The sequence below is a fragment of the Micromonospora chalcea genome (genome assembly GCF_028768405.1).
In the GTDB taxonomy this organism is placed as follows: domain Bacteria; phylum Actinomycetota; class Actinomycetes; order Mycobacteriales; family Micromonosporaceae; genus Micromonospora; species Micromonospora chalcea.
Window position 1 is genome coordinate 621,365 of record NZ_CP118233.1, and the last position, 16,262, is coordinate 637,626.

The following is a 16,262-nucleotide window of genomic DNA, read 5'->3' on the forward strand; positions in this document are numbered from 1 at the left end:
CGGACGGCTCCGACGCCGGGTGGTCGTCGGGAGGGGGCAACGAGGACATGGCAGGAAACGGTGACCGTGCCGAGACCTGGACGTCGGAGCTCCGTGAGCAGCAGGCGACGCTCGGCGCCGATCTCGGCCCCGCCGACCCGGCCGCGTACACCATGCGCAAGCCGATCCCCGAACCCATGCCGACCGACCGGCACGGCCCGGCGCGGATCATCGCGATGGCCAACCAGAAGGGCGGCGTCGGCAAGACCACGACGACCATCAACCTGGGCGCGGCCCTGGCCGAGTACGGCCGCAAGGTGCTGCTCGTCGACTTCGACCCGCAGGGCGCCCTCTCCGTCGGGCTGGGCGTCAACCCGCACAACCTGGACCTGTCGGTCTACAACCTGCTGATGCAGGACGACGTCACCGCCGAGGACGTCCTGATCAAGACCGACGTGGCCGGGCTGCACCTGCTACCCGCCAACATCGACCTCTCCGCCGCCGAGATCCAGCTCGTCAACGAGGTCGCCCGGGAGATGGCCCTGGCGCGGGTGCTGCGCACCATCCGCAAGGAGTACGACTTCATCCTGATCGACTGCCAGCCCTCACTGGGCCTGCTGGCGATCAACGCGCTCACCGTCGCGCACGGCGTGCTCATCCCGCTGGAGTGCGAGTTCTTCAGCCTGCGCGGTGTCGCGCTGCTGCTGGACACCATCGACAAGGTGCGCGAGCGGCTCAACTTCGACCTGGAGCTCGAAGGCATCCTCGCCACCATGTACGACAGCCGCACCACCCACTGCCGCCAGGTGCTGCAGCGGGTGGTCGAAGCGTTCGGCGACAAGGTCTACCAGACCGTCATCACCAAGACGGTGAAGTTCCCCGAGTCCACCGTGGCCGGCGCCCCGATCACCACCCTCGACCCGGCCTCCTCCGGCGCCCGCAACTACCGGCAGCTGGCCCGGGAGGTCATCGCCGCCCAGGCGGACCGGTAGGGCGCACGCCGGCCGCCCGCCGCGTCGTCTACGGTTTCCCGGTGACCGCACCGCCCCTCGACCCGCCACACGGCGCCGGCGACCCCGCCGTAGCCGCGGAGCTGGCCGCCGAGGTCGACGGTGTGGTGCCCGCCGACGCGGGCACCGGCGAGCAGACCAGTGGCTTCACGGTCCGGCTGGACAACTTCACCGGCCCGTTCGACCTGCTGCTCCAGCTGATCAGCAAGCACAAGCTGGACGTCACCGAGGTCGCGCTGCACAAGGTCACCGACGAGTTCATCGCGTACCTGCGGGCGATGGGCGACCAGTGGGACCTGGACGAGACCAGCGAGTTCCTGCTCGTCGCCGCCACCCTGCTCGACCTGAAGGCGGCCCGGCTGCTGCCCTCCGCCGAGGTGGAGGACGAGGAGGACCTGGCGCTGCTGGAGGCGCGGGACCTGCTGTTCGCGCGGCTGCTGCAGTACAAGGCGTACAAGGAGGCCGCCGCGCACATCGCCGAGCTGGAGGCGGTCGGCGGACGGCGCTACCCGAGGGCGGTCACGCTCGAACCCCGGTACGCCGAGGCGCTGCCCGACCTGGTGCTCGGCATCGGTCCCGAGCGGCTGCGCAAGCTCGCGGTCAAGGCGATGAGCCCGAAACCGGTGCCCGAGGTGTCCATCGCACACGTGCACATGGTCCGGGTCAGCGTCCGCGAACACGCCGGCATCATCGCCGACCGGCTGCGCCGCGCCGGGATCGCCACGTTCTCGCTGCTCTGCGCCGACTGTGAGATGACGCTCGAGGTGGTGGCCCGGTTCCTGGCGCTGCTGGAGCTGTACCGGCAGGGTCTCGTGGCGTTCGTGCAGGAGCAGGCGCTGGAGGAGTTGACCGTCCGCTGGACCGGCCCGGTCGACGGCGAGGCCGAGCTGACAGTCGACGAGTACGCCGGCAGCCCCGAACCCACGACCACGTCCGTCCCCGCCGCACCGGCCGACGCCGCGGCTGCTCCGGCCGACGTCGGCGCCGGGGTGAGCGACGCCGCCGTGCCGGGCGACGTCGCCGCAGATGCCGCATCCGACGCCGCCGTGCCCAGCAAGACGGCGGACGAACACGCACCGACGCAGGAGTGAACGGATGAGCGACCAGGAACGCCGCGACTCCCTGGCCGACCAGGCCGCCGCATGGGTGCCCCCGTGGGAGCGTCCCGCCCCGCCCCGGCCAGCCCCGGACGATTCCGACGCACCGGCCGAGCACCCGGACCCCGACATCCCGGACACCACCGATTCCCGGGAAGCAGATCTCGACGCGACACCGGATTCCTCGGCGGATCTTGGAAGCGAAGGGCCCTCAGAGGGGCCCATTCCTTCCAAGATCGCCACGGTTCAGGGGGATCTTGGTACGGGGACGCCCCTCGGAGGGCGGGACCGTACCAAGATCTCGGGAGAGGCCGGGACGGACGACGCCGGGGGAGACGTCGGCCTGCCCGCGCGGGACGCGGCGCCGGGGGCGGGTGGGGGAGCGGGTGCTGAGGGCGTACCCGCTAAGCGGGGACGGCGGCGGGCCGCGCCGGAACCGGTGCCCGCGCCGGTCCTGGACGACGCGGAGCTGCGCGGCGCCCTGGAGGCGATCCTGCTCGTGGTGGACCAGCCGGTCAGCGAGCTGGTCCTGGCCGAGGTCCTGGAGCAGTCCCCGGAACGGGTCGGCGCGATGCTCGACGAGATCGCCGCCGGATACACCGCCGCCGGGCACGGGTTCGACCTGCGCCGGGCGGCGGGTGGCTGGCGTCTCTACACCCGGCCGGAATACGCCACCTACGTCGAGCGGTTCGTACTGGACGGGCAGTCCGTGCGGCTGACCCAGGCCGCGCTGGAGACCCTCGCCGTGGTCGCCTACCGGCAGCCGGTGACCCGTTCGCGCATCTCGGCCATCCGGGGTGTCAACTGCGACGGGGTGCTCCGTACCCTGGTGGGTCGCGGCCTGGTCGAGGAGTGCGGCACCGAAGCGGACAGCGGCGCCTACCTCTACCGGACCACCACCATGTTCCTGGAGAAGCTGGGGCTGAACTCGGTGGACGACCTGCCGCCGCTGGCCCCGTTCCTTCCCGACGACGTAGAAGAGCTTGCCGATGCGACGCGATGACCGTGCCCCGAAGCCCGACGCCCCCGTGTACGAGGGCGCCGAGCGCCTGCAGAAGGTGCTCGCCGCCGCGGGGGTGGGTTCCCGGCGCGCCTGTGAAGACCTGATCTTCCGGCGCCGGGTCACCGTGAACGGGCGGGTGGCGCAGCTCGGCGACAAGGCCGACCCGGCCCGCGACGTGATCGTCGTCGACGGGGAGCGGCTCCAGGCCGACGTCCGCCTGGTCTACGTGGCGATGAACAAGCCGCGCGGCGTGGTCACCACCATGGCTGACGAGAAGGGCCGCACCGAGCTCGCCGACTTCATCGGCGCGCGGCTGGAGCAGCGGGTCTACCACGTCGGGCGACTGGACGCCGACAGCGAGGGCCTGCTCCTGCTCACCAACGACGGCACCCTCGCCCACAAGCTCATGCACCCGTCGTACGAGGTGCTCAAGACCTACCTCGCCGAGGTGGCCGGGCCGATCCCGCGCAACCTGGGCAAGCGCCTCGCCGCCGGCGTCGAGCTGGAGGACGGGCCGGTGAAGGTCGACGGGTTCAAGCTGGTCGACACGCTCGGCAAAACCGCCCAGGTGGAGCTGACCCTGCACGAGGGGCGCAAACACATCGTCCGGCGCCTGATGGCCGAGGTGGGACACCCGGTGTCCCGCCTGATCCGTACCTCGATCGGTCCGATCAAGCTCGGCGACCTGCGCACCGGGCGGCTGCGGCGGCTGACGAACGCGGAGGTCGCCGCCCTGTTCAAGGCCGTGGGTGACTGACCCGCCGATCGGGGTACGGCTGCCGGTAGGCTTCGACGCGGTCCGCGGGCCGGCGCGTGCCGCCCGGCGGGACGCCCGCGCGGCGCGGGCATGATTGACGACAGAACCATCCGCTCAACGGCGCCCGGGAATCCGGGCGACCCGCGAGGTACGGGCTGAGGAGGACAACGGTGGAGGAGAACGTACCGGCCGGGCGATGTGTGGTCGCTGTGGACGGGCCGTCCGGTTCGGGGAAGTCCACCGTGTCGCGGCGGCTGGCCGCGGGCCTCGGCGCCCGCTACCTCGACACCGGCGCCATGTACCGGGCGCTGACCTGGGCAGTCCTGCGCTCCGGCGTGGAACTCACCGACACCGAGTCGGTGGCCAAGGTCGCCGCCGAGGCCGACCTGCGCATCGGCACCGACCCCCAGGGGTACGCCGTGACGGTCGACGGCACCGACGTGTCCACCGCCATCCGCGGCGCCGAGGTGACCGCCGCGGTGTCCGCGGTGGCCGCCGTCGCCGCCGTACGCGAGCTGCTGGTGGACCGGCAGCGGCGGGTGATCGCCGACGCGGGCCGGATCGTGGTCGAAGGCCGGGACATCGGCTCGGTGGTCGCGCCGGACGCGGAGCTGAAGGTGTACCTGACCGCCTCCGAGGCGGCGCGCGCGAAGCGGCGCAGCGCCGAGGACGCCGCCGACGTCGCGGCGACCGCCGCCGACCTGGCCCGCCGGGACCGCCTCGACTCGACCCGCAAGGTCAACCCGCTGCAGCAGGCCCCCGACGCGGTGGTGCTGGACACCACCGAGCTGGGCATCGACGAGGTAGTGGCCCGCCTGCGCGAGATGCTCACGGAGCGGGGTGCCGCGTGAGCCAGGATTTCGAAGGCTGGGTGGAGCTGCGCGAGCCGGAGGTCGACTCCGGTGAGCCGGCCGGCCCGCAGCCCGTGGTGGCCGTGGTCGGCCGCCCCAACGTGGGCAAGTCCACGCTCGTCAACCGCATCATCGGCCGCCGGCAGGCCGTCGTGGAGGACATCCCCGGCGTGACCCGGGACCGCGTGCCCTACGACGCGCAGTGGAACGGCCGGACGTTCACGGTGGTGGACACCGGCGGCTGGGAGCCCGACGCCAAGGACCGGGCCGCGGCCATCGCCGCCCAGGCCGAGACCGCGGTGGCGACCGCCGACGTGGTGCTGTTCGTGGTGGACGCCATGGTCGGCGCCACCGACGTGGACGAGGCCGCGGTGAAGATGCTGCGCCGCAGCGCCAAGCCGGTGATCCTCATCGCCAACAAGGCCGACAACACCACCATCGAGATGGAGGCGACCTCGCTGTGGTCGCTCGGCCTCGGTGAGCCGTTCCCGATCTCGGCGCTGCACGGCCGCGGCTCCGGCGACCTGCTCGACGCCATCCTCGACGCGCTGCCCGAGGCGCCCGCGATCGTGGAGAACCGGCCGCGCGGCCCACGCCGGGTGGCGCTGGTGGGCCGCCCCAACGTCGGTAAGTCCAGCCTGCTCAACCGCTTCTCCGGCGAGGAGCGGGCGGTGGTCGACTCGGTCGCCGGCACCACAGTGGACCCGGTCGACAGCCTGGTCGAGATCGGCGGCGAGACCTGGCAGCTGGTCGACACCGCCGGTCTGCGCAAGCGCGTCGGCAAGGCCAGCGGCACCGAGTACTACGCCAGCCTGCGTACCGCCTCGGCGATCGAGGCGGCCGAGGTCGCCGTGGTGCTGATCGACTCCAGCGAGGTGATCAGCGAGCAGGACCAGCGGATCCTCACCATGGTGGTCGAGTCCGGCCGGGCGCTGGTCATCGCGTTCAACAAGTGGGACCTGGTCGACGGCGACCGCCGCTACTACCTGGACAAGGAGATCGACCGCGAGCTGCGGCGTATCCCCTGGGCGATCCGGCTGAACCTGTCCGCCAAGACCGGCCGCGCCGTCGACAAGCTCGCACCCGCGCTGCGCAAGGCCCTCGCGAGCTGGGAGACGCGGATCCCGACCGCGCAGCTCAACCAGTGGCTCACCGCGCTGGTCCAGGCCACCCCGCACCCGGTACGCGGCGGACGCGCCCCGCGCATCCTGTTCGCCACCCAGGCCGGGGCGGCGCCGCCGCGGTTCGTGCTGTTCACCACCGGCCCGCTCGACGCGGGGTATCAGCGCTTCGTCGAGCGCAAGCTCCGCGAGGAGTTCGGCTTCGAGGGCAGCCCGATCGAGATCTCCGTACGCCCGCGCAAGAAGCTCGGCCCCGGCGGCCGGGGCAAGGCCCACGGCTGACGGTTCGCTGGCCTGCTTGCCGCTTTTTGCTGCCGCACGCCACCCTCCTAGGATGCTCTAGGGGGTGTGGCGCGCGGCGCGGGAGGGGCCTCTGCGCACGGTGCGAAGATCCTGCGCTAAGCTGTACCGGCTGCCGCAGGGGAGACCCGGCGGGGGCATCGGGACGTGGCGCAGCTTGGTAGCGCACTTGACTGGGGGTCAAGGGGTCGTCGGTTCGAATCCGGCCGTCCCGACAAAGAAAAAGCCCTGACCAGCGGAAACACTGGTCAGGGCTTTGATTTTCTTCTATGGAGATTTGAACCGCCCCCCGAAAACCCCCCGTTTACGCGGTACGGCAACCAAGTTCGTCATCGGTGTGCATCGTTCTCTCCTGGCGACGATCCTTGGGTGCTCGGGTGGCTGCCGAGCCGTTCGAGGATGCCGGACACGTCTGGGGCTTGTACCGGCTTGGCGATGTAGTGAGCCGTTTTCATCCTGTGTAGCGGCTGGTCTCGGCGCTGTGCAGGACGAGGATGGCCTTCACGATCGCCGTAGCGCGGCGGGGACAGCAACGCAGCTTGGTCAGGATCTTCCAGGTCTTCAGCGTGGCGATGGCTCGTTCGCCGCGGGCGCGGAGCCGGGCATGACCACGGTTGACGGCCCGCTGGCGGCGGGACAGATTCGGTCGGTATCGGTGGCGCTTGAACGGCGTGCGCACGCTTCCGCTGGCTCCCTGATAGCCCTTGTCTGCGAAGGTCAGCACGTTTGCGCTGGTCAGCGCGTCGATCAGTCTCTGGGTGCGGGCGGCGGTGAGGTCGTGGACCGCGCCGGGCAGCGCGGCCGACGCCCAGACCAACCGCCCGGCCGGGTCGGCCAGGACCTGCACGTTCACCCCGTGGCGCTTGTGCTTACCGGAGTAGTAGGGCCGCTGGTCAGCGACCCGGTCGATGGGAATCAGCGTGCCGTCGAGGATCGCGTACGCCAACCGGGCAGCCCGACGCATGGCGGCGGTGAGGTCGTCGGCGCAGGCGGCGAGCAGGTCGACGGCCTCGCGTAGGTACCGCCACACGGTGGCCACCGACACCTCGAAGCCGGCCGCGAGGCGGGTGAGGGTGTCGCCGTTGCGCAGGTGGGCCAGGGCCATCAGCGCTTGCTGCTGCGCAGGCAGCCTGCGCCAGCGGCCGCCGAGCGCACGTCGGCGGTCGCGGATCAGCTCGGTCAGGCGGGTCAGGCTGCGCGTGGACAGCGGGATGCTGGCAGGATAGGTCAGCAACGAAGCTCCCGTGCTGGGCAGTGCGTCTTGGTCGACTGCTGTCCTACCGGGAGCTTCGTCCTATCCGGACAATCGACACGCCACCCCCGCCTACCTGCTCAACCGCCCTTGATCACGATGAAAAGAGCTCAATGATCCAGTCCTGGTGCACAATTGCGGTGGCTCTCGCCCTCGGCATGATGCGACATGCGCATGCGCATGCGCAGATACCGGCATTGTCACCGGATACCACCCGCAGGTGGGAGACACGGTTGTTCTCGGTAGAGCGGAGCTGGGAGTCCCGCTCGCCGAGAAGTTGAATGGAGTCCATTTCAATGGCAAGGCATACGCCAACATCGGGGAGAACGGTAATCCGCAATGGGTGAACGAAGTTCAGAATGCACTCGGTAATGATGGGATGAACATCGCCGTCGACCTAGGTGGGCTCGACGCGAAGGCGGGTTGGGGTCCCAGAGAGATCTTCGAGGCGGCGGCAAGGCGTGGGAGCGGGCCGGGAGGCTGGAGGGGCAACGCGGGTACGGACTGGGAAATGAGACAGATTATGCTCAAATCCTTCCGAAATCCGAATCTTGCTGGCCGGATAACTTGGTACCTGAACGGTTCGAATGTCACTTCGGCCATGCGAGGCGTACTGGAATGGGAACGGATGCGCCAATGTCTGAGAAGAATCTGGTTGGTGCGCTTAACGGCGAGTTGGATCACTCCCTTGCGCTGAAATTTACGGTGGGCATTGCTTCGGCCGGCACTGCAGTAGCCGTCCTTTCGGTTGGGGAACGATTCGTAAACGTGATCGATAACGATGGCTCATACTTGCTGTCATTCAACTGGAAGGAGCGGCAGCAGGCGCACGGGCAAACCTCCGACATCTCCCACGTCGCCGACGCGGCACGGCGCTGGGTAGAAGGTTCAGGTCTAGAGGATCTCGCCGCCGACCATCCGTTCATCAAGTTCTCCGGGCTTCAACTCGCCTATGAGAGAGGGACTGCTGCCGAGTACCAATGGGCTGCGCTACTTGCCTCGGTTGAAGAAGAGGATCACATCTTCCGGGGCCTTGTTCTCCTGGCCTCGCGTGACAGCGTCCTCAATCGATTCTCTCCTCGCCTGGGCCACCGTTTCGCGTTGTCTGTCGACGAATACAGCGACGGCATTCTCGTCGCGGTGTTCGTCCGCCGTCCCGGACGGTTTGTCATCTTCGGTGACGACGACGGCGTCGAATTCGAGGGTGATGCGGCCCAGATGGTCGACTATTTGGTCGCGCGGCTTCGCGATCGGGTCCCCCGGTGAGCACCCGCCTTCGGGTGGGAGGATGGCCTGGTCGCCAACGTCACTCGGGTTCGGCGTTCCGTCCGCATCCGCTCCTCGACGAACCAGTACTGGTTGGCCCGGTCGGCCAGCGTCGCCCGCCCGGCGGCAAGGCCAACGCCGGGCGCCGCGACCCCTCCGCGACACGCGCCGACCTGCTGGCCGAGATCGTCGCCCCGCAGCTCGAACTCTCAGCCGGCCATAGCTCGGACCGCTTCTCGATCAAGCCGGCCAATGGTCGGATGTCCCCAGCCCGACGGCTCGCCAGGTCGAGGTCCCCGCTTGACGAAACCCATAGGGACACCCCCCGCAGCGGGCCGGCCGTCGGTCCCTCGTTCACGCCACTGGAGAGGTGCCATGACCTCCACGTTTGCCCGACGGTTGACGGGCGCGGTCGGCCAGGTCGCGTTGGGCGCGATGCTGCTCGGTGCCGGCATCGCCCACCTGACAGTCGCGCGCCAGGAGTTCTTGGCGCAGGTGCCCTCCTGGCTCCCGCTCGACGCCGATCTCGTCGTCGTCGCCTCCGGAGTGGTCGAGATCTGTCTCGGGCTGGCCCTGCTCGCGGCTTGGAGACAGCCCGTACGCGGCCTCACCGGAGCGGTCGTAGCCGCCTTCTTCGTCGCGGTCTTCCCGGGCAACATCGCTCAGTTCACCGAAGGGCGTGACGGATTCGGCCTGGACACCGACGCGGCACGGGCGGTCCGCCTGCTCTTCCAGCCGCTGCTCGTACTCTGGGCGCTCGCCGCCACCAACGCGGTTCCCGCGCTCCGCTCACTGCGCCGTAGCCCCTGACACACGAACCGAATCCAACGGCATCCGTCAGCCCGGCTGCCGTTCGCTACCTGGGCGCCAGTTGCAGATCGTCTCTGATGACGACCATGTATGCCCAGATGCCGTCGCCGCACCGACACGAACCCCCATGCCGGCGAGCAGCGTGTCACGATGAACGGGGGTGGGCCGTTCTCGACCGTCGCGACTGCGGCGGCCGGGTGGACGCCCCGGACTTTGACGGGTGCGCTGTTGATGGGGGACCGTGGCGCCGTGGATCTGGTGACGCCCTGTCGTCGCCCCTCGTGTCGCCAGGCCGCGAGGCTGCTCAGCAACTGGATTGTCGCTCCAGTCGCTGTCTGCCGAGGGCGGCCCGTCTACTGCCCCTGGTCGACGAGATCCCGCCGATCAAAGGCATCCGCGGCCGACCCGGACAGCGACCGAAACGCATCTACGCCGACCCTGGCTAACGGCGACCGCGGCGGACGGGCTCGGCCTGAGCTGGCGCCAGGTTGATGACCCGGGCGCGGTGGTGGCGGGTCGTCGGCTGAGCGCGATAGACGCTCACCTCGAGCTCTCGCCCGATATACGGCCGGGCGGTGGCTTGCCGCGCACAGGACCTGAGCGAGAATGGGCCAGTTCGAACTCTGCGCAACCCTGGAAGGACCCTCCCTTGGCCGGTGGACTCGTAGCCCTGCTGGATGACGTGGCGGTGCTGGCCCGAGCCGCTGCCGCGTCGATCGATGACATCGGGGCGGGCGCCGCGAAGGCCGGCGCCAAGGCTGCGGGCGTCGTCGTCGACGATGCTGCCGTCACGCCGCAGTACGTGCGGAGCCTGGCGGCCGAGCGCGAGTTGCCGATTATCAAGCGCATTGCCCTGGGGTCGCTGCGCAACAAGTTCTTCATCATCCTGCCGGCCATGCTGCTGCTCAGTCAGTTCGTGCCCTGGCTGCTCACTCCGATCCTCATGCTCGGCGGCGCCTACCTCTGTTACGAAGGCGCGGAGAAGGTGTGGGCCAAGATCGCCCATCACGATGCCCACGGCGCGGGCGAGGAAAAGGTGCAGGATGAGACGACACTGGTGTCCGGGGCGGTACGAACCGACCTGATCCTCTCGGCGGAGATCATGGTCATCAGCCTCAACGAGGTGATCAATGAGGCGTTCTGGTCCCGCCTGGCGATCCTGGCGGTCGTCGCCGTCGTCATTACCGTCATGGTGTACGGCGTGGTGGCCCTGATCGTAAAGATGGACGACGCCGGGCTGCGCCTGTCGCAACGTTCCGGCGCCGTCGCCACGTTCGGCCGCGGTCTGGTGAGGGCGATGCCGGTAGTCCTCACCGTGCTGACGGTGGTCGGCACCGCGGCGATGCTGTGGGTGGGCGGGCACATCCTGCTGCTAGGCACGAACGAGCTGAACCTGCACTTCCTGTACGAGGCCGTGCACCACGTGGAGGTCGCCGCCCACGACTCCACGGGTGCGCTCGGCGGGCTCGTCGGCTGGCTCGTCAACACGGTGGCCAGCGCGATCCTCGGGCTGATCGTCGGAGCGCTGGTCGTGCTGGTCATGACCCTCACGCTCCACCGCCGCAAATCCAAGCCTGCGGCTGCGACTGCGGCGGCCACGACTCGTACTGACGGCACCATCCCCGCCCAGCCGAGCCGTGCAGCTCAGCGTCGCGACGACCCTGCGGACCGAGCGCCGCGCGTTTGACCGCAAATCATCGCCACTCGACTGCGGGGTCAGGCGTTCTGGTGCTGAACCGCGCTTGGTACTCCAGCCGCACCTGGTGGGGTCGGAGTCTTCGCTGGTAGTGGGCCGTTTTGGCGCGGTATTGGTGTCGTCGTCGCCATCGTGACCTACCGACTCGGCATCCGGTTCGACCGGATGCTGGAAGCGGCCCAACGTCGGCGCAGCCGGGCGTTGAGAGTGCCGTCTCGACGAGGTCGGCGTCGACGAGGCTCTGGAGTGGGTCAGCCTTCCGGGTGCCCGTCGTAGACGCGGATCTTGTACTCGGTGGACTCCAGCGCCAGTCTGATCACGGATCTGCCGCGTGATCCGGTCGTGTTGGTCGCGCATGATGCGTCGGCGTTCCGAGACGGTGCTCGGGCCCTGCTCAGCGAGTTTGATGTAGCGCTTGAGGTCGGTCATGGTCATGCCGGACAGGCGCATCCGGGCGAGGAAGATAAGGCGGCGCAGGTCGGAGGCGGCGTACTCGCGGTACCCGGAGGCGTTGCGGGGCAGGCCGCACGAGCCCCTCCCGCTCGTAGTAGCGGAGGGTGTGCGTCGACAGGCCGACAAGCCGGGCCGCCCAGGCGACCCTGGGCGCCGTCGAGGCCTCGATGGTGGCGTCGTCGAGCAGCTCGTGCAGCGCGTCGATCGTCGACGAGGACGGCCCGTCGCCGGCAGCGAGGATGCGTTCGATCAGCGTTTCGGTGGCCACGGCCATCAGCGTACGGCGATCAGAACGGGCGAACCGCGGGCGGCATACCTGGGAAGTCCGCCGACTCGCTCACCGACGCCCACTTCTCGACGTCGTCGAGCGCTGCACGGTAGGCGCGGGTGAGGTTGCGAACCGCCTCGGCGCCGAGCGGGAGCCGGAGCGGCGCGTCGGGTGTGTCGAGCATGTTCCGGATCACCCGGGCGGCTCGTGCCGGGTCGCCCTCCTGGATGCCGTCGGCTCCCTCCATGTTCGCGCGCACGGCACCGGTGACCCCCTCGTAGATCGAGCTCTGCCGCGCTGTGTTGAGCACGTCCGCGGCGTTGAACGCGGTGCGGAATCGACTGGGCTCGACGATGAGGACGCGGATGCCGAACGGTGCGACCTCGCCCGCCAGCGCCTCCGACCAGCCCTCGAGCGCGAACTTGCCGGCTGAGTAGCTGCCGACGGCGGGAAACGACATCCGCCCGCCCTGGCTGCTCATCTGCACGACCGCACCAGAGCGACGTTCCCTCATGTGGGGCAGCACGGCACGCACGTAGGCGGCCGGGCCGAACAGGTGCTGCTCGAGCATGGCCCGCAGAGCAGCGTCCGTGATCTCTTCGGCGGCGCCGACCTGTCCGGCGCCTGCATTGTTGACGAGCACGTCGACGCGCCCGAACACCTCCAGCGCCCGCTGCACGACCCCGGCCGCTCCGGCCGTGTCGCGCACATCGTGCGCGACGGCGAGGAGCCCATCCCCGTACCGCGCCTTGAGCCCGTCAAAGCGGTCGGCCCGTCGCGCGGTGCCGATCACATGCTCGCCAGCCTGGAGTGCCGCCTCGGCGAGCCCCAGACCGAGGCCGGAACTCGCGCCCGTGATGATCCATGTTCTCGTCTCGGCTGTCGTGGTCACGGCCCCGACACTAGAGCTTCGAGCGCGCTTGAAAGCAAGCCGCGCTCAGGCTCCGGAGGCGACGAGTGGTCCCGCCCGCTTGATCCTCTGCGCGACGATCTCGGTTTCGACGCTGTGCACGCCGGGGAGCGCACCGCGCACCGTTTGCGTTTCAGGCTGGAAACCGAGTTGTCGGTAGACCTCGGCCTTGTCGGCTGGGTCGGCACAGTGAGACTGAACTGGTTGCCGTAGAAGGCGCGGTGAGGTTCGCCGACCACGACGGCGCAGGGTAGGCCCGCGAGCCGTGGCTCGGACCGCTATCTGGTCCGGCGAAGCCGGCCCGAGCTACGGCTTGCGATCAGGCCGTGGCCCGGGGGGTGTCCCTATGGGTTTGGTCAAGCGGGGACGGGGCTGGTGGGGCGTGGTTGGTAGGGGATCTTGTCGCGGAGCATGGCGTATAGGACGTCGCAGCGGCGTCGGGCGAGGCAGATGAGGGCGGCGTTGTGGCGTTTGCCTTCGGCGCGTTTGCGGTCGTAGTAGGCCCTGCTCACGGGGTCGGCTAGGGCGGCGAAGGCGGCGAGGAAGAAGGCGCGTTTGAGGTTCTTGTTCCCGCCTCGGGGCGGATGCTCGCCGCGGATGCTGCTGCCGGATCGTCGGGTGATGGGGGCCAGGCCGGCGTAGGCGGCGAGGTGGCCGGGGGTGGGGAACGCGGTGCCGTCACCGACTTCGAGCAGGATCCGGGCGGCGGTCCTGACGCCGATGCCGGGCATCGAGGTCAGGACCGGGGCGAGAGGGTGAGCATCGAGGATCCTCTCGACCTCGCCGGCGACTTGGCCGCGCTGGCGCAGGACATCGCGGAGGCTGTCGGCGAGGCGGGGCAGGATCGTCTCCGCCGCCTGGGTGCCGGGGACGGTGACGGTCTGCTCGTCGAGGGCGGTCATGATCTGCTCGACCAGTCGTTCGCCCATGCGTGGTGCGTGGACGGCGACGATCGAGAGCAGCTTGCGGCGGCCGGCCTTGCGCAGTCCGACGGGGCCACCGCAGCGGGACAGCAGTTCAAGGACCGCCTTGTGGTGGACCTTGGGGCCGAGGACTCGTTCCAGAGCGGGATGGATCTGCGTCAGCAAGCCACGGATCCGGTTGGACACGCGGGTGGCTTCGCCAGCGAGGTCGTCATCGAAGCCGACCAGGACTTCCAGCTCGGCCAGGGCCTCGTCGCCGACGTCGACCCGTCGCAACGTGTGGGGCAGGGTGCGGGCGGCATCAGCGATGACGTAGGCATCGCGGGCGTCGGTCTTCGCCGCACCCGGATGCAGATCAGCGATGCGCCGCATCGCCAGGCCGGGCAGGTAAGCAACCTGATGACCACACGCCCGAGCCACCGCTACCGGCAAGGCGCCGATCGAGGCCGGCTGGTCGACCACCACCAAGACCGTGCCGTGGCGGGCCAGCTTGTCGAACAGCTGCCGCAGGCGGGCCTCGGTGTTCGGCAGCGCCGCGTCATGCAGCCGCTTTCCGCCAGGAGCTAACCCGACCGCGTGGTGACCCTCTTTGCCGACGTCCAAGCCGAGGTAGACGCCGTATCCGTCGTGCACCGCACCTGCCTCCACGTATCTCATCGTGGCCTCGGCCGCTGGTCTGAGCGTCGGACTGCCGGCAGCCACGTTACGAAGAGACCTACCCCAACACGGGTGGCCGTGTCCCTATCAGCGGTCCGCCAACGCCACCCGACCCGGCGACAACACCCCCCGGATCATCGAAACGACAGGGGCAGGAAGTCATACCGGGCCGGGCAACCGAGGGTCCCCGGCTGGGGACGATCAAAAAGGTAACGGGCGTGGTCAGGCACCTGAATTCGGAAGCGGGCTGTGCTGTGCGGGTTCCTGCGGTGTCACCGTGAACCCCGTCATGGCCAGCGAGAGCAGGCGGGTCGCTGTGGTACCGGGGTCGCGGTCGTTCTCGGTCGCCAGGGCGATCCCGGTGACCAGCGTCGACAGGTCGCCGAAGGTGACGTCGGGCGCCAGCACTCCGGCCTCGGCGGCCCGGCGTACCAGCGGCTCACCCGCCTCGGACAGTTGGTCGGACGCGCAGTAGACGCTTTCGACGCGGCCGCGGTTCAGCGCCTCGGCCAGGCCCCGGATCGTGGCGGCGGCCCGCGTCATCTCGATCAGGAATTCGACGAGCGCGGCCCTGGGGTCCGTTTTGCCCACTAGTTCGCCCGCGCGGGCGCAGAGGGCGTCGATGCGCTCCCGGAAGACGGCTTCGAGCAGGGCGTGGCGGGTCGGGAAATGGCGGCGGACCGTGCCGGAGCCCACCCCGGCGGTCCGGGCGATCTGTTCCAGCGACGCGTCGGCCCCGTGCTCGGCAACCGCCTCCGCTGCCACCGCGAGCAGAAGTTCGTAGTTGCGGCGTGCGTCTGCTCGCATGTCTCACCTCGGCGTTGCTAAGCGGCGGGGTCCGCCGTATCTTAGCAAGCATAAACGGCGGGCCCCGCCGTTTCCTGGGTCGAGGAGTGTCCATGTCTGATCGAGCACCAGTACTGGTCACCGGTGCTACCGGCCAGCAGGGCGGGGCGACCGCCCGCGCCCTGCTCGCCGCCGGCGTCCCGGTGCGCGCCCTGGTCCGTAACCCTGCTGCCGCCAAGGCCGCCGAAGTCGCCGCCCTCGGCGCCGAGCTGGTCACCGGCGATCTCCGGGACCCCGCATCGCTGGTCCCGGCCGCCCGGGGCGCCCGCGCCGTCTTCTCCGTGCAGATGCCGGAGCTGCGCGGCGACACCTGGGACTTCGAGAGCGAACTCGCCCAGGGCGTCAACCTGATCGAGGCCGCGCTGGCCGCGGAGGTCCCGCAGTTCGTGCACACCTCGGTGTCCGGCGCCGGGCGGCACGAGGACGCCCCCGGCTGGACCGACGGACGCTGGGCCGCGATGGAGCGCGTCTTCCTGCCCAAGGCCGGCATGCAGGAACGCGTCCGGGCCGCCGGCTTCGACCGGTGGACGCTGATCAAGCCGGGCTTCTTCATGGAGAACTTCCTGCCCGACCTGGCCTACCTGCTGCCGCGGGGCATCGCGGGCGGGCTCGCGACGGTCCTCCGGCCGCAGACCCACCTGTCGCTGGTCGCCGTCGACGACATCGGTCGCGCGGCCGCAGCTGCCGTCGCCGACCCCGACCGCTTCCACCGCGTCGAACTCGAACTGGCCGGCGACCACCTGCCGATGACGGAAATCGCGAAGATCATCGGTGAGTCGCTCGGCATCGACGGCACCGCTCCCGACATGACCGAGGCGGAAGCGCTTGCCGCCGGCATGCCGCCGTGGGCCACCACCTCCCACGAGTTCTTGAACGTCGCCGGGCAGCCGGCCCGGCCGGAGTTCGCGCGCGCCCTCGGCATCCCCCTGACCTCGTTCGCTGAGTGGGCCGACCGCCACCTGCGCCCCCTCCGTCAGGGCTGACGCCAAGGCTTGGTCATTGTCACGCCCATGGACACGCCGTCCGGTCCAAGTCGGCGAGTTTGTCGGCCGCGACGTGAGCG

Annotated in this window: 15 protein-coding genes, 1 tRNA gene and 1 pseudogene; 12 read left to right on the plus strand and 5 right to left on the minus strand. The window is 69.8% G+C overall.

All coding sequences use genetic code 11. From position 1 onward, the window contains the following. Nucleotides 1–47: 47 nt before the first annotated feature. The 7 genes from PVK74_RS02875 to PVK74_RS02905 all read left to right on the plus strand — a co-directional run bounded on the left by PVK74_RS02875 (nucleotide 48) and on the right by PVK74_RS02905 (nucleotide 6,333). Complete coding sequence (locus PVK74_RS02875; RefSeq protein ID WP_013285595.1) at nucleotides 48–971, plus strand: ParA family protein; 924 nt, start codon at nucleotides 48–50, stop codon at nucleotides 969–971. 41 nt (nucleotides 972–1,012) lie between these two features. Next, nucleotides 1,013–2,080, plus strand: a complete 1,068-nt coding sequence (locus PVK74_RS02880) for a segregation and condensation protein A (RefSeq protein WP_274478085.1) — start codon at nucleotides 1,013–1,015, stop codon at nucleotides 2,078–2,080. 4 nt (nucleotides 2,081–2,084) lie between these two features. Further along, nucleotides 2,085–3,089, plus strand: a complete 1,005-nt coding sequence (gene scpB / locus PVK74_RS02885) for an SMC-Scp complex subunit ScpB (protein WP_082930961.1) — start codon at nucleotides 2,085–2,087, stop codon at nucleotides 3,087–3,089. Further along, nucleotides 3,076–3,846, plus strand: a complete 771-nt coding sequence (locus PVK74_RS02890) for a pseudouridine synthase (protein WP_043324891.1) — start codon at nucleotides 3,076–3,078, stop codon at nucleotides 3,844–3,846. The genes scpB and PVK74_RS02890 overlap by 14 nt, the downstream gene beginning before the upstream one ends. A gap of 170 nt (nucleotides 3,847–4,016) precedes the next feature. Continuing rightward, nucleotides 4,017–4,697, plus strand: coding sequence for a (d)CMP kinase (gene cmk, locus PVK74_RS02895; RefSeq protein WP_064446391.1), 681 nt, complete (start codon nucleotides 4,017–4,019; stop codon nucleotides 4,695–4,697). Between the two features lie 20 nt (nucleotides 4,698–4,717). Then, nucleotides 4,718–6,100 (plus strand): ribosome biogenesis GTPase Der, encoded by a 1,383-nt coding sequence (der, locus tag PVK74_RS02900; RefSeq protein WP_274479242.1) that lies wholly within the window; start codon nucleotides 4,718–4,720, stop codon nucleotides 6,098–6,100. Nucleotides 6,101–6,259: 159 nt separating this feature from the next. Then, nucleotides 6,260–6,333, plus strand: a tRNA-Pro gene (locus tag PVK74_RS02905). Nucleotides 6,334–6,569: 236 nt separating this feature from the next. On the opposite strand, the gene PVK74_RS02910 is transcribed toward PVK74_RS02905, so the two are convergent. Next, nucleotides 6,570–7,352 carry an IS5/IS1182 family transposase gene (locus PVK74_RS02910; RefSeq protein WP_043324857.1) on the minus strand — a complete coding sequence of 261 codons (783 nt, stop codon included), beginning with the start codon at nucleotides 7,350–7,352 and terminating at the stop codon, nucleotides 6,570–6,572. Nucleotides 7,353–8,006: 654 nt separating this feature from the next. On the opposite strand from PVK74_RS02910, the gene PVK74_RS02915 reads away from it, so the two are divergent. The 4 genes and pseudogenes from PVK74_RS02915 to PVK74_RS02930 all read left to right on the plus strand — a co-directional run bounded on the left by PVK74_RS02915 (nucleotide 8,007) and on the right by PVK74_RS02930 (nucleotide 11,133). Further along, nucleotides 8,007–8,636, plus strand: coding sequence for a hypothetical protein (locus PVK74_RS02915; RefSeq protein WP_124778910.1), 630 nt, complete (start codon nucleotides 8,007–8,009; stop codon nucleotides 8,634–8,636). 375 nt (nucleotides 8,637–9,011) lie between these two features. Next, a complete protein-coding gene (locus tag PVK74_RS02920; protein WP_043324855.1) occupies nucleotides 9,012–9,446 on the plus strand; it encodes a DoxX family protein in 435 nt (144 codons plus the stop codon). A 350-nt stretch (nucleotides 9,447–9,796) separates the two neighbouring features. After that, a pseudogene (locus tag PVK74_RS02925) lies at nucleotides 9,797–9,889 on the plus strand (IS5/IS1182 family transposase); the annotation flags it as partial. 206 nt (nucleotides 9,890–10,095) lie between these two features. Continuing rightward, nucleotides 10,096–11,133 (plus strand): DUF808 domain-containing protein, encoded by a 1,038-nt coding sequence (locus PVK74_RS02930; RefSeq protein ID WP_274478088.1) that lies wholly within the window; start codon nucleotides 10,096–10,098, stop codon nucleotides 11,131–11,133. Between the two features lie 403 nt (nucleotides 11,134–11,536). Here PVK74_RS02930 and PVK74_RS02935 read toward each other — a convergent pair whose 3' ends face one another. The 4 genes from PVK74_RS02935 to PVK74_RS02950 form a co-directional block, all read right to left on the minus strand. Next, nucleotides 11,537–11,863 carry a MerR family DNA-binding transcriptional regulator gene (locus PVK74_RS02935; RefSeq protein WP_274478089.1) on the minus strand — a complete coding sequence of 109 codons (327 nt, stop codon included), beginning with the start codon at nucleotides 11,861–11,863 and terminating at the stop codon, nucleotides 11,537–11,539. Between the two features lie 19 nt (nucleotides 11,864–11,882). Continuing rightward, nucleotides 11,883–12,755 (minus strand): SDR family NAD(P)-dependent oxidoreductase, encoded by an 873-nt coding sequence (locus PVK74_RS02940; protein WP_064446367.1) that lies wholly within the window; start codon nucleotides 12,753–12,755, stop codon nucleotides 11,883–11,885. A 374-nt stretch (nucleotides 12,756–13,129) separates the two neighbouring features. After that, entirely contained in the window at nucleotides 13,130–14,344 is a 1,215-nt protein-coding gene (locus PVK74_RS02945) for an IS110 family RNA-guided transposase (protein ID WP_420800514.1), read from the minus strand. A 231-nt stretch (nucleotides 14,345–14,575) separates the two neighbouring features. Next, entirely contained in the window at nucleotides 14,576–15,160 is a 585-nt protein-coding gene (locus tag PVK74_RS02950; protein ID WP_113974451.1) for a TetR/AcrR family transcriptional regulator, read from the minus strand. A 92-nt stretch (nucleotides 15,161–15,252) separates the two neighbouring features. Between PVK74_RS02950 and PVK74_RS02955 the strand changes: the two genes are divergently transcribed. Then, nucleotides 15,253–16,182: an NmrA family NAD(P)-binding protein gene (locus tag PVK74_RS02955; RefSeq protein WP_274478090.1), complete on the plus strand. Its 930-nt coding sequence runs from the start codon at nucleotides 15,253–15,255 to the stop codon at nucleotides 16,180–16,182. Nucleotides 16,183–16,262 lie beyond the last annotated feature (80 nt).

Coding starts and splice junctions, on each gene's coding strand:
- PVK74_RS02875 (WP_013285595.1), top strand. CDS start 48: ATGGCAGGAAACGGTGACCGTGCCGAGACCTGGACGTCGGAGCTCCGT.
- scpB (WP_082930961.1), top strand. CDS start 2,085: ATGAGCGACCAGGAACGCCGCGACTCCCTGGCCGACCAGGCCGCCGCA.
- PVK74_RS02890 (WP_043324891.1), top strand. CDS start 3,076: ATGCGACGCGATGACCGTGCCCCGAAGCCCGACGCCCCCGTGTACGAG.
- PVK74_RS02915 (WP_124778910.1), top strand. CDS start 8,007: ATGTCTGAGAAGAATCTGGTTGGTGCGCTTAACGGCGAGTTGGATCAC.
- PVK74_RS02920 (WP_043324855.1), top strand. CDS start 9,012: ATGACCTCCACGTTTGCCCGACGGTTGACGGGCGCGGTCGGCCAGGTC.
- PVK74_RS02950 (WP_113974451.1), bottom strand. CDS start 15,160: ATGCGAGCAGACGCACGCCGCAACTACGAACTTCTGCTCGCGGTGGCA.
- PVK74_RS02955 (WP_274478090.1), top strand. CDS start 15,253: ATGTCTGATCGAGCACCAGTACTGGTCACCGGTGCTACCGGCCAGCAG.